Consider the following 11,516-nt stretch of genomic DNA (forward strand, 5'->3'; position numbering starts at 1 on the left):
TGTGGGCATTTGACATATATATAAGATACATCCAATCTGAATATTTAAAATGGAATTAGCATTCGAGCTTGTTCGTGTAGGAGTGTCAAATAGAAAGGAATGACAAAAATGATAAGGAAGGGATCGTATGGATGAACAACGATTTTTATTTTTAGATTTTGAGTTTACGATGCCCCAGCATAGAAAAAAACCGAAAGGATTTTTTCCGGAAATTATTGAGGTAGGACTCGTTTCAGTTGCTGGCTGTAAGGTGGAAGATACGTATTCATCACATGTCAGGCCGAAAACATTTCCCTCCTTAACGGATCGATGTAAGAAGTTTTTAGGAATAAAACAAGAAGTCGTGGATAAAGGGATTTCATTTCCTGAACTCGTTAAGAAGCTTGCAGAATACGAAACGAAATGTAAACCGACAATTGTAACGTGGGGAAATATGGATATGAAAGTGCTGAAGCATAATTGTGAAATGGCAGGGATAGCTTTTCCATTCTTCGGGCAGTGTCGTGATTTATCGCTTGAGTATAAGAAGTTTTTTGGGGAAAGAAATCAAACAGGATTATGGAAAGCAATTGAGGCGTACGGAAAAGTAGGGACAGGGAAGCATCATTGTGCGCTTGATGATGCGATGACGACGTACAATATTTTTAAACTAGTAGAAAAAGATAAAGAGTATTTAGTAAAACCAGCACCACCAACATTAGGAGAACTCGTTGATTTTTCAAAAGTGTTAAAGAAAGTGAGCACACAGTAACGACCAAATTGCACATTATGTAATTTGGTCGTTTTGTTTTTTTAGAGTTTGTAGTCCTTCTTTAACTGTTCTAATGTTTCTAGACTACGCTCTGCAAAAGGTGAATCATCTTCAGAAAATGAATTCATTTGAGTTTCTAATGCTAATTTTAGTGACTCGGTATAATCAGGAATTTCTCCTTCATATTTCTTTACCATTTGCTGTGGAATGTTCGTTTGCTCACGAAAAGCTAAAGCGCGTCTTTCATGGAAAAATGGTACGTCAGCTTGTTTTACGTTATGTAAGTCACCTTGCACCGGATGTTTTAAAACAGCTAATACTTTTACGACATAACTACCAGGACGGCTATTTGTAATTTCGCCGATGTATTTTCCTGTTTTATAAATACCAGTAACGATTTCACCAATTTCAAATGTTTCTCTCATATTTTTCACCTCAAGTTTATAGTAAGGAAAGTAGGAGGAGGAGTCAAAGAAATCATTCACTTTCGGAACGCCCCTTGAGAATATGAACTGGTTCAACTATAATTTAAAGATATATAACAGAAAATTCTGATGTTTTTTTGAATCCTATAATTAAGGAGTGTTCGTTATGATGCCTTTATATTTTCCGGAAGATAAAACAGAATATATTATTCCAGGGATTGTGTGCGTTCTATTTATTATCGGTGCTATTGCCACGTGGCGCATGTTTATTCGTATATCAAAAAGAGAAGCAGAGCGATTACAGAAAGTTGAAGAAAAACTATTAGCTGAAAAGAAACAGTAACGCATTTTTGTATGTTTCCCTCTATGCTCGGACAATCTAAGGGCAGAATATATTTTGGAGGGAATGGAATGAAGAAACGGCTTTTTTTCAGTTGTTGTTTATTATTTCTGATGGCAGGTTGTGACCAAGGAAAGCCGAAAGAAATTGAAGTGAAATTACATAATGCTTCAGGAGATGAAGTAGGGACTGCGAAAGTAGTTCAGCAAACAAGTGGAGTGAAAATTACGATTAAAGGGGAAGGTTTCACGCCAGGACCACACGGACTACATGTACATGAAATCGGAGAGTGTAAGGCACCTCGTTTTGAATCATCCGGGAATCATTTTAATCCTGATGATAAAAAACATGGTCTTCTTAATCCGAAGGGTGCAGAAAACGGTGATTTACCGAACGTAATTGCAGACGGTTCTGGAAAGATCAAGGCAGAAATCGACGCGCCGCACATAACGCTTGAAGAAGGTAAAACAACGATTCATAGAAAAGATGGAGCGTCTATTATTATTACAGAAAACGCTGATGATGGTATGACACAACCGACAGGTAAATCAGGTGATCGAATTGCTTGTGGTGTCATTGTAAAAAAAGCATCGGATATGAAGAAAAAGTAAAAGCTACCGTGCATGGTAGCTTTTTTTGTGAAACGTAATTGAAAAGATATGGATAAAGGAGGTTGTCCTAAAATGATTTATGACAGCCTCTTTTCTTATTATGAAAACGTATGACGCAGTCTGTTCAAAATTTCTTCTAAAACAGATCGTGGACAGCCGATGTTAATTCGAATATGTTCTTCCCCACCTAACCCGTATTTCTCACCAGGTTCAACGATGATTTTTCCTTTTTCCTCAAGTAATGCAGTACGCTCGTTTTGAGAAAGCTTTAGACGAGAACAATCAATCCATAATAAAAAGCTACCTTCTGGCTTCGTTACGGAAAGAACAGGTATGTGAGTTTTAATATATTCATAAGCAAATTGAGCATTATCTTCTATATATAATCGAATTTCGTTTAGCCAATCATTACATTCTGTATAGGCACTTTGCATCGCTGTGTAGGCGAAGATATTTAACCCGTGGAAGCCTTGTCTATATTGGATAGCTGTAAAGGCGTGACGGAGTTTTTCGTTTGGAATGATAATAATCGACGCTTGTAATCCAGCGATATTAAATGTTTTACTTGGAGCCATACAAGTGATAGTGCGCTCTGCTAATTCTTCAGATAAGGAAGCGAACGGTGTATGTGTATGGTCTGCATAAATGATATCGGAATGAATTTCGTCCGCGACAACGATTACGTTATATTTAGTACATAACGATCCGAGCTGCACAAGTTCCTCTTTCGTCCAAACGCGTCCGATTGGATTATGAGGGCTACAAAGAAGCATGAGTTTGACGCCTTGCTGAAACTGCTTTTCTAAATGCTCGAAGTCTATCACATATGTATCATTTTGTTTCTGTAATGGACTCACGCATAACTGCCTATTATTTGTTGTGACCATTTCGAAAAATGGAGGATAAATAGGTGGTTGTACGAGAACGGATTCGTTTTCTTTTGTAAAAGCCTGTATGCTCGTACTAAGAGCTGGGACGATCCCTGCACTAAAGACGATCCATTCTTTTTGAATGTCCCAGTCGTATTGTTGTTTTGTCCAGTTACAAATAATATCCCCAATATTTTCAGGGGGAAGTGTGTAGCCAAAAATTGGATGTTCGATCCGTTGTTTTAAGGCAGTTTGAATTGGTTTTGGTACTTCAAAATCCATATCAGCAATCCAAGCATGGATAAGTTCTTCGTTTTTATATGTATCCCATTTTATACTATGCGTTCCACGTCGATTGATTGCTTTATGAAATAGTTGCATAAGTTTGCCCCCTTCTTCTGTAAAACCAATAAGTTACGAAAGTTCTCTCTCTTCTTATAGAATAGCTGATGTGATAGGATAAAGAAAAGTATTAAAAAGTGAAAAGGCGGGAAGCGAATGGGTACATATGAAAAGATGATAGAGGTTGTGAAGAATTGGGATCCGTTTCAAATGGGACCGGAGTTTTATGAAACAGAAGCGAGCGATGTTGTGAACGTCATAAGTGTGTTTGATGATCCAAAATACATCGCAAAGAAGATTCAACATATATACTTTATGTCTTTTGAGGAAGTACCTGCGCTTGAAAAATGTGAGAAGTTAGCTGTGGAATTACTTGTAATAAAAGAAGGCGGAAGTTGTTCATTATAGGCTGTCGGAATTTCCGACAGCCTTTTTTATATTATCCCGCTATTTGCTTGGTAGTAAGACCCCACCTCAAAATTCAGCGGAAGCAAAGAAGTTAGGTGGGGGCTAATTAAAGTTTCACTTTATTGCGCAGAAAAAGCGATAATTTCTTCATAAACATGTTTAGGCTTTTCTTCAGGTAGTAAATGTCCTGTATTTTCGTAAGAAATAAATTTTGAATTCGGTAAATCTTTGTGTAGACGATGACCTACATGTACAGGGACGACGCGGTCTTTTTCACCCCAAATGAGCAAGATAGGTGTTTCGATTTTTTGTAATTCAGTTGAAGATAAGTCACCTTCACGGTCTCGTATCATGCGAGTTAAAGCGGGAAATATACGGTCGTCATAAAAAGGAGCGGAGTAACCTTTTTTCATTTCATCGTCAATTAATGAGTGATCATGAACGACATTCATTAAGTTATGAACAATACCGCGTCTAATAATCCAGTTCTTTACGTATAAATGAAAGAACGGTAAATAAGAAGAGTATAGTAAAGGTAAGGTTGCGCGTGCTAAATAGCTAGAGCTGCATAGTAAAATCGTTTTTGAAATGAGTTCAGGACGTATACGGTTTACATAGAGAGAAATTTGCCCACCCATAGAGTGCCCAACTAATACAATGTTTGAGAGAGATAAATGTTCAATTAAATCAATAATAATCGTTGCTAAATTGTGATAAGAATACTTAAACAGATGAGACTTATCACTTTTTCCGAACGGTGGTAAATCAAGAGCAATCACTGTTCCTGCTTTCGATAGTAAGGGAATGAGACGACGGTAACTAAATGAGGAAGATAAAAAGCCGTGAACGAGTACGAAAGTAGGACGTTCTGTTTTGTTATCGTGTTCATACAATTCGTAATGAATAGTAGTGCCGCGAGTGGAAAAAGTGAAATAAGGACAAGTATATTCGTGATTCATTTTTTGTCACTCCATTGATTTTTGTTCATATCATCTCCAAGGAAGAAGAAAATATGTTAACAAAAAAAGGCAAGATGACGATGTCATCTTGCCTTTCGTTTATTCAGTATTACCCGCGAACAATATTAGGCGGTGTTTTTCCTTGTAATCCTGCAACTAAATTTTCAGCGGCGGTCATAGCCATTTGCTGCCTAGTTTTTAATGTTGCAGATCCGATGTGTGGTAAAGTCACAACATTTTGTAATGATAAGAGTGGATTATCTTTTTGAATCGGCTCTTGTGTAAATGTATCGATACCTGCTGCAAAGATTTTCTTTTCTGTTAAAGCATGGATTAACGCTTCTTCATCTACTGTTTTCCCGCGAGAAGCATTAATGAAGATTGCTGTTTCTTTCATTAATGAAAATTCCTTTTCTCCGATAAGGTGATATGTTTCATCTGTTAATGGAGTAAGAAGAACAATAAAGTCAGACTGCTCCAGTAGCGTCTGTAAATCACAATATGTAGCATCGAATTTTTGTTCAGCTTCTTCTTTACGACGGCGGTTATAGTAAAGAACATTCATATCAAATCCGAATTTTGCTCGTTTTGCAACGGCTTCTCCAATTCGGCCCATACCGATAATACCAATTGTGCTATGGTGTACATCTAGTCCGAAGTGTTCTTTTCCAATTTCAGCGTTCCATTCACCATTTTTCACATAAGAATCGAGTTCGCAAACACGGCGCCCAGCAGATAACATAAGGGCGAAAACGAGATCAGCTACTGTATCATCTAATACGTATGGTGTATTCGTTCCGATAACATTTCGGTTTTTCATCGCTTGTAAATCAAAATTATCGTAACCGACAGAAATGTTGCTCACTACTTTTAAGTTAGGAGCCACTGTCAGTAATTCTTCATTAATAGCAGATCCGAAATTTAATAACCCATCTTTATCTTGTATTTTTTCTAATAGAACATCACGGGGTACTTTCTCATTTTGATCCCATTTTTCATAATCACAGTGTTCTGATAAATAGTTTTCTACAAATGTTGGAACTGGTTCAGCAATATAAACTTTTGGTTTCACGATTCCATCCCCTTTCGCTTTATCACGCATTTTTCCACTGATTAAAGTTTCACTTTACCCCGCATTAACGGACAGTAAGTCTCCCACCTCAAAAAGCAGCTCAAGCAAAGAGGTTAGGTGGGAGAGCAACTGTCCGTAAAAGCCCGATTGGTGTGGGCTGATAATCAGTGGGGTGAAGCATTTCGCTGATTAAAGTTTCACTTTATTTTGACATAATTCAATAGAAAAATCTTCTTTTCAAACTGGAAAGGGTATTTGTATAATTTAAACACAAACGAAAAGGAAGGATGATTTATATGGTGACAGAAAAAGAATTAGAATTATTAGCTTGTCTTGAAAAGAGTAGTCGATTATCTGTAGATACATTAGCGAAGCTGTTAAATATAGAGGTAGAAGAAGTAAAGAAGATGGTTGCGAGGTTAGAAAATGAAAAGATTATTGTGGATTATGTAACACATATTGATTGGACGAAGGTGAAAGAACATACAGGTTTAACGGCAATGATCGATGTGAAAGTTACGCCAAAGCATGGTGTTGGGTTTGATGCGGTTGCTGAACAAATTTATCGTTATTCAGAAGTGAAATCCGTGTATTTAATGTCAGGGACATATGATCTTTCTATTACATTAGAAGGGAAAACGATGGGAGAAGTAGCGATGTTTGTTTCTGAGAAATTAGCAACAATTGAATCTGTTGTTTCTACAACTACTCATTTCATTTTGAAGAAGTATAAACATGAGGGCGTTATTTATGAAAAAGACGATGATGATAAGCGAATTGTGGTGACACCATGAAGCAATTTGAACTATCTAGATCAGCAGAATCTTTAAAACCATCTGGTATTCGAAAATTTTTTGATTTAGCAGCAAATATGAAAGGTGTTATTTCCCTCGGGGTAGGAGAGCCGGATTTTGTTACACCTTGGAATGTAAGGCAAGCATGTATTCGTTCTTTGGAACAAGGGTATACGTCATATACAGCAAATGCAGGATTATTGGAGCTCCGTCAAGAAATAGCAAAGTATCTAAAAAAACAATTTGCAGTATCTTATGATCCAAGTGATGAAATCATTGTTACAGTTGGAGCGAGCCAGGCGTTAGATGTAGCGATGCGCGCCATTATAAATCCTGATGATGAAGTGCTCATTATTGAACCGAGCTTCGTTTCTTATGCACCACTTGTGACATTAGCTGGAGGAGTTCCGGTTCCTGTGGCGACTACGTTAGAAAACGAGTTTAAAGTAAAACCAGAACAAATTGAAGCAGCTATTACAGCGAAAACAAAGGCAATTTTGCTTTGTTCACCAAATAACCCGACAGGTGCAATGCTAAATAAATCCGAGCTTGAAGAAATAGCAGTGATTGTTGAGAAGTACAATCTAATCGTATTATCTGATGAAATTTATGCAGAACTTGTATACGACGAAGTATATACAAGTTTCGCGAGTATTAAAAATATGCGTGAGCATACGATTTTAATTTCAGGATTTTCAAAAGGATTTGCGATGACAGGATGGCGCCTCGGTATGATTGCAGCTCCTGTTCAATTTTCAGAATTAATGCTCAAAATCCATCAGTATTCAATGATGTGTGCACCGACGATGTCTCAGTTTGCAGCACTTGAGGCGTTACGCGCAGGGAACGATGAAGTAATTCGAATGAGAGATAGCTATAAGAAGCGTCGTAACTTCATGACGACATCTTTCAATGAAATGGGCTTAACGTGTCATGTGCCGGGCGGAGCATTTTATGTTTTTCCTGCTATATCTTCAACCGGATTATCTTCAGCGGAATTTGCAGAACAGTTATTGTTGGAAGAAAAAGTGGCCGTTGTCCCTGGTAGCGTATTTGGCGAAAGTGGTGAAGGATTTATTCGTTGTTCATATGCAACGTCGCTTGAACAACTTATGGAAGCGATGAAGAGAATGGAACGGTTTGTAGAAAATAAAAAAAGGACAAAACGTAATACGTTTTGTCCATAAAAGGGGGGGAATACTAGAAAGCCATGTGTTAGTAGTCTATCCCAATATTGGAGAATTATACTTCTTTAAGGGAAATTTTTCATGAATTTTGAATGAGTTCTGTCATAGTGGTATAATTTACTAATATAAGGTATACGCATTCTAGATAACGTTATCTAGAATGCGTACTAACCAATCGGATATTTAAAATAAATATATCTGCTTTGCTCTTTATAATTGTAGAGAGAATGGTAAACGTATGGGAGTGTTTCATATGTCAGAACAATATACAACAGGAGTGGTTGTAACAGGGAAAGTGACTGGAATTCAAGATTACGGTGCATTTGTAGCGTTAGATGCAGAAACACAAGGACTTGTGCATATATCTGAAATTACAAATGGATATGTAAAGGATATTCATGACTTTTTAAAAGTCGGCGATACAGTAGAAGTAAAGGTACTTTCAATTGATGAAGAGCACAGAAAAATGAGTTTATCGTTAAAAGCGGCGAAAAGAAAACAAGGAAGGATTCTTATACCGAACCCATCTGAAAACGGATTTAATACGCTGCGAGAAAAGTTGGCAGAATGGATTGAAGAGTCCGAGTTAACAAAGTAAAAGAGGAACGCATATGAGCGTTCCTCTTTTACTTTATCTTATGATATATATTTGCAAATATGATTGCATGCAATCATATTCGTATGTCGGAGGTGAAAGGACATACTGACTATCGAATTTCGTTTGTTTCTGGGTGTGTACCAAGATTTTCAGATGGTTTAAACAGTAAACCAAGATTGATAAGCCCAGATATACCAACGATGCCGTAAATAATACGTGCAAGAGCTGAATTTTGTCCACCGAAAATGGCTGCTACTAAGTCAAACTGGAAAAATCCGATTAGTCCCCAGTTCACAGCGCCAATTACAGTAAAGACTAATGCGATACGTTGCAAAGTACTCATGAAAAAGCCCCCCTTAATTGTGAAGCATGAGCAAGCGATGAGTTAATTAACTCTTTTATAGAATGGGGTAGTTATGTTGTTTTTATACATAAAAAATGTTCGAAAGATGATGTATATACATCTATACCGAAAAATACGAATTTTTATGCAAAAAATGAACTTTTTCTAAAAAATATATATTGGTTACGTTTACAATGGTTGAATCGCTTGATTTACAACTTCAGTTTCGCTAAAGTGAATACAGAAATACATATCCATAATTGGAGGGAAAAAGATGAGTACACATGTAACGTTCGACTATTCTAAAGCGTTATCCTTCATCGGTGAACATGAAATCACTTATTTACGTGATGCAGTGAAAGTAACACATCACGCAATCCACGAAAAAACTGGAGCTGGGAACGATTTCCTTGGGTGGGTAGACCTTCCGCTTCAATATGACAAAGAGGAATTCGCTCGCATTCAAAAATGCGCAGAAAAAATTAAAAATGACTCTGACATTTTACTTGTTGTAGGTATTGGTGGTTCTTACTTAGGGGCACGCGCAGCAATCGAAATGTTAAACCATTCTTTCTACAACACGCTTTCTAAAGAACAACGTAAAACTCCACAAGTGCTATTTGTTGGACAAAACATTAGCTCCACTTACATGAAAGATTTAATGGACGTATTAGAAGGTAAAGACTTCTCTATTAACGTTATTTCCAAATCAGGTACAACAACAGAGCCAGCACTAGCATTCCGTATCTTCCGTAAGTTATTAGAAGAAAAGTATGGAAAAGAAGAAGCTCGCAAACGTATTTATGCAACTACAGATAAAGCACGTGGTGCATTAAAAACATTAGCTGATAACGAAGGTTACGAAACATTTGTTATTCCAGATGATGTTGGAGGACGTTTCTCTGTATTAACGCCAGTTGGTTTATTACCAATCGCAGTAAGTGGCTTAAATATTGAAGAGATGATGAAAGGTGCAGCTGCTGGTCATGATGACTTCGGAACATCAGAACTAGAAGAAAACCCAGCTTACCAATATGCAGTAGTTCGTAACGCTTTATACAATAAAGGAAAAACAATTGAAATGCTTGTTAACTATGAGCCAGCACTTCAATACTTCGCTGAGTGGTGGAAACAGTTATTTGGTGAAAGTGAAGGAAAAGATCAAAAAGGTATTTTCCCATCTTCAGCAAACTTCTCAACTGACTTACACTCATTAGGTCAATACGTTCAAGAAGGTCGTCGTGACTTATTTGAAACAGTTCTTAAAGTAGGTAAATCTACACATGAACTAACAATCGAATCAGAAGAAAACGATTTAGACGGATTAAATTACCTTGCTGGTGAAACTGTAGACTTTGTAAACACAAAAGCATACGAAGGTACATTACTTGCACATAGCGACGGGGGAGTACCAAACTTAATCGTCAATATTCCTGAATTAAATGAGTACACATTCGGTTACCTTGTATACTTCTTCGAAAAAGCATGTGCGATGAGCGGCTACTTATTAGGGGTAAATCCATTTGACCAACCTGGCGTAGAAGCATACAAGAAGAACATGTTTGCTTTACTTGGTAAACCAGGATTTGAAGAATTAAAAGCAGAATTAGAAGAGCGTTTAAAATAATAAAAAGCGACCGGATTCCGGTCGCTTTTTATTATTTTATCGAAAAGTCCATCAGTATATTCAAGCTAGAGTGGGTATGCTAAAGGAAAAGTCTTGGAGGGATGGACTTGATTCCAATTCAATCAAATTTAGAAGGACGTACATATGCGCTATTTAAGTTAGAAGAGATTATGAAACCACTTGGATATAGCATTGGTGGTAATTGGGATTATGATAAAGGATGCTTCGATTACAAAATCGATGAAGAAGATGGGTATCAATTTTTACGAGTGCCGTTTACAGCAGTAGATGGTGAACTGGATGTACCTGGTGTAGTAGTCCGTCTTGAAACGCCGTATATTCTTTCGCACGTATATCAAGACGAACTAGATGATAATGTGAATACTTTAACCGCTGGAACGAGTGGGATGGATCAATTTGCTGAACCGAAAGATCCAGATGGAGATGTAAAAAGAAAATATATCAATATTGGGAAAGTGCTCATGCAAGAACTAGAGCGTCATTTTATTAATGGTGAATAACAATGAGTATGTCGCTTTCGATAAGAATGAAGGTATGGACTGGATTAATCATATATTGATCATCACGCTTTATACCTAGTAAGAGAATGTTTTGTTTTAGAAGGGTATAGCTACAATTTGCAAAGGTTTGTCCGGTGCAGGACGGAGAAAGCTCCATCAGTTGTAATTTGTTATCAGAGATTTCATCGTAAAGTGAGAATAGTACACCTGAAATAGAAGGGAATAAAAGAGAAGCGGTAAATACATAACTCGTTAATTTATTTCCTTCTATAATTTCTGACGCGCCCGCTCTCGTTGCATTTTGAATTTGTTCAGTAGTAAGTAGTTCGGCGATGCAGTGAATGTTTGGATTGAGTCCTTTCGCAGTTAAAATATTTAAAATGGACTGTGTATCTGCTAAGCTTTCGTTCTTTTCTTTATCCGCTGTTATTAATATGGTGTGTGCCGTTGCAATATTAGCCTTTAATAAAGTTTGATCGTGATGCGGACAACCTTTTATAAATTCTAAATGATGAAAGGGTTTTGGGAGTAAAGAAAGTGTTTCATCAATTAAAACGATATCAAGGTTTGGTTGTAGTACATGCATTTGCTTTACAACATGTTTTGCACGCTCATTCCAGCCAACGATAATCATATGACCGTTAGAGGTAGCGGCTTCTTCACCTTTAA

General features: G+C 37.1%; 15 protein-coding genes (1 of these 15 running past the window's edge). 9 read left to right on the top strand and 6 right to left on the bottom strand.

Features of this window, described 5'->3' with window-relative positions:
• The first annotated feature begins 127 nt into the window (after positions 1-127).
• The gene (kapD, locus tag N2V92_RS10305) at positions 128-751 is read left to right on the top strand and encodes a 3'-5' exonuclease KapD (RefSeq protein ID WP_000344356.1); all 624 of its coding nucleotides are present in this window, start codon (positions 128-130) and stop codon (positions 749-751) included.
• 41 nt (positions 752-792) lie between these two features.
• Here kapD and N2V92_RS10310 read toward each other — a convergent pair whose 3' ends face one another.
• Complete coding sequence (locus N2V92_RS10310; RefSeq protein ID WP_001209326.1) at positions 793-1,176, bottom strand: kinase-associated lipoprotein B; 384 nt, start codon at positions 1,174-1,176, stop codon at positions 793-795.
• Between the two features lie 166 nt (positions 1,177-1,342).
• On the opposite strand from N2V92_RS10310, the gene N2V92_RS10315 reads away from it, so the two are divergent.
• Complete coding sequence (locus N2V92_RS10315; protein ID WP_000982756.1) at positions 1,343-1,519, top strand: hypothetical protein; 177 nt, start codon at positions 1,343-1,345, stop codon at positions 1,517-1,519.
• 68 nt (positions 1,520-1,587) lie between these two features.
• Positions 1,588-2,127 (top strand): superoxide dismutase [Cu-Zn], encoded by a 540-nt coding sequence (gene sodC, locus N2V92_RS10320; protein WP_000746518.1) that lies wholly within the window; start codon positions 1,588-1,590, stop codon positions 2,125-2,127.
• 98 nt (positions 2,128-2,225) lie between these two features.
• On the opposite strand, the gene N2V92_RS10325 is transcribed toward sodC, so the two are convergent.
• Positions 2,226-3,377 carry a MalY/PatB family protein gene (locus N2V92_RS10325; RefSeq protein WP_001175812.1) on the bottom strand — a complete coding sequence of 384 codons (1,152 nt, stop codon included), beginning with the start codon at positions 3,375-3,377 and terminating at the stop codon, positions 2,226-2,228.
• A gap of 117 nt (positions 3,378-3,494) precedes the next feature.
• Between N2V92_RS10325 and N2V92_RS10330 the strand changes: the two genes are divergently transcribed.
• Complete coding sequence (locus tag N2V92_RS10330; RefSeq protein WP_000537641.1) at positions 3,495-3,746, top strand: YugE family protein; 252 nt, start codon at positions 3,495-3,497, stop codon at positions 3,744-3,746.
• A 119-nt stretch (positions 3,747-3,865) separates the two neighbouring features.
• Here the strand turns inward: N2V92_RS10330 and N2V92_RS10335 are convergent, their stop codons facing one another.
• Both N2V92_RS10335 and N2V92_RS10340 read right to left on the bottom strand, forming a co-directional pair.
• On the bottom strand, positions 3,866-4,705 hold the full coding sequence (locus N2V92_RS10335) for an alpha/beta fold hydrolase (RefSeq protein WP_001015203.1): 840 nt from the start codon (positions 4,703-4,705) through the stop codon (positions 3,866-3,868).
• 109 nt (positions 4,706-4,814) lie between these two features.
• Complete coding sequence (locus N2V92_RS10340; RefSeq protein ID WP_001205003.1) at positions 4,815-5,807, bottom strand: 2-hydroxyacid dehydrogenase; 993 nt, start codon at positions 5,805-5,807, stop codon at positions 4,815-4,817.
• A 266-nt stretch (positions 5,808-6,073) separates the two neighbouring features.
• Between N2V92_RS10340 and N2V92_RS10345 the strand changes: the two genes are divergently transcribed.
• From N2V92_RS10345 to yugI, 3 genes are all read left to right on the top strand, one after another.
• Entirely contained in the window at positions 6,074-6,571 is a 498-nt protein-coding gene (locus tag N2V92_RS10345; RefSeq protein ID WP_000255696.1) for an Lrp/AsnC family transcriptional regulator, read from the top strand.
• On the top strand, positions 6,568-7,758 hold the full coding sequence (locus tag N2V92_RS10350; protein WP_042596329.1) for an aminotransferase: 1,191 nt from the start codon (positions 6,568-6,570) through the stop codon (positions 7,756-7,758). Before N2V92_RS10345 ends, N2V92_RS10350 begins: the two co-directional genes overlap by 4 nt.
• 253 nt (positions 7,759-8,011) lie before the next feature.
• A complete protein-coding gene (gene yugI, locus N2V92_RS10355; protein ID WP_000003764.1) occupies positions 8,012-8,356 on the top strand; it encodes a S1 domain-containing post-transcriptional regulator GSP13 in 345 nt (114 codons plus the stop codon).
• Between the two features lie 109 nt (positions 8,357-8,465).
• Here the strand turns inward: yugI and N2V92_RS10360 are convergent, their stop codons facing one another.
• On the bottom strand, positions 8,466-8,699 hold the full coding sequence (locus tag N2V92_RS10360; RefSeq protein ID WP_000105788.1) for a DUF378 domain-containing protein: 234 nt from the start codon (positions 8,697-8,699) through the stop codon (positions 8,466-8,468).
• A 274-nt stretch (positions 8,700-8,973) separates the two neighbouring features.
• On the opposite strand from N2V92_RS10360, the gene N2V92_RS10365 reads away from it, so the two are divergent.
• Both N2V92_RS10365 and N2V92_RS10370 read left to right on the top strand, forming a co-directional pair.
• Positions 8,974-10,326: a glucose-6-phosphate isomerase gene (locus tag N2V92_RS10365; protein WP_000103654.1), complete on the top strand. Its 1,353-nt coding sequence runs from the start codon at positions 8,974-8,976 to the stop codon at positions 10,324-10,326.
• Positions 10,327-10,433: 107 nt separating this feature from the next.
• A complete protein-coding gene (locus N2V92_RS10370) occupies positions 10,434-10,847 on the top strand; it encodes a YugN-like family protein (RefSeq protein ID WP_000612326.1) in 414 nt (137 codons plus the stop codon).
• Here N2V92_RS10370 and N2V92_RS10375 read toward each other — a convergent pair.
• Positions 10,834-11,516, bottom strand: partial view of a potassium channel family protein gene (locus N2V92_RS10375; RefSeq protein WP_000842324.1) — the 3' portion only. 313 nt of this gene lie beyond the right edge of the window; 683 of the gene's 996 nt are visible here — the last part of the coding sequence; the start codon falls outside the window, past its right edge — the gene reads right to left on this strand; its stop codon occupies positions 10,834-10,836. The two genes, N2V92_RS10370 and N2V92_RS10375, sit on opposite strands and share 14 nt — an antisense overlap.

The organism is Bacillus sp. CH_48 (assembly GCF_038008465.1).
In the GTDB taxonomy this organism is placed as follows: domain Bacteria; phylum Bacillota; class Bacilli; order Bacillales; family Bacillaceae_G; genus Bacillus_A; species Bacillus_A thuringiensis_S.

Excerpts from the sequence above, each read along its gene's own strand:
- N2V92_RS10315 (WP_000982756.1), top strand. The coding sequence starts at position 1,343 with ATGATGCCTTTATATTTTCCGGAAGATAAAACAGAATATATTATTCCA.
- N2V92_RS10360 (WP_000105788.1), bottom strand. The coding sequence starts at position 8,699 with ATGAGTACTTTGCAACGTATCGCATTAGTCTTTACTGTAATTGGCGCT.
- yugI (WP_000003764.1), top strand. The coding sequence starts at position 8,012 with ATGTCAGAACAATATACAACAGGAGTGGTTGTAACAGGGAAAGTGACT.
- kapD (WP_000344356.1), top strand. The coding sequence starts at position 128 with ATGGATGAACAACGATTTTTATTTTTAGATTTTGAGTTTACGATGCCC.
- N2V92_RS10335 (WP_001015203.1), bottom strand. The coding sequence starts at position 4,705 with ATGAATCACGAATATACTTGTCCTTATTTCACTTTTTCCACTCGCGGC.
- sodC (WP_000746518.1), top strand. The coding sequence starts at position 1,588 with ATGAAGAAACGGCTTTTTTTCAGTTGTTGTTTATTATTTCTGATGGCA.
- N2V92_RS10330 (WP_000537641.1), top strand. The coding sequence starts at position 3,495 with ATGGGTACATATGAAAAGATGATAGAGGTTGTGAAGAATTGGGATCCG.
- N2V92_RS10365 (WP_000103654.1), top strand. The coding sequence starts at position 8,974 with ATGAGTACACATGTAACGTTCGACTATTCTAAAGCGTTATCCTTCATC.
- N2V92_RS10345 (WP_000255696.1), top strand. The coding sequence starts at position 6,074 with ATGGTGACAGAAAAAGAATTAGAATTATTAGCTTGTCTTGAAAAGAGT.
- N2V92_RS10340 (WP_001205003.1), bottom strand. The coding sequence starts at position 5,807 with ATGCGTGATAAAGCGAAAGGGGATGGAATCGTGAAACCAAAAGTTTAT.
- N2V92_RS10325 (WP_001175812.1), bottom strand. The coding sequence starts at position 3,377 with ATGCAACTATTTCATAAAGCAATCAATCGACGTGGAACGCATAGTATA.
- N2V92_RS10350 (WP_042596329.1), top strand. The coding sequence starts at position 6,568 with ATGAAGCAATTTGAACTATCTAGATCAGCAGAATCTTTAAAACCATCT.
- N2V92_RS10310 (WP_001209326.1), bottom strand. The coding sequence starts at position 1,176 with ATGAGAGAAACATTTGAAATTGGTGAAATCGTTACTGGTATTTATAAA.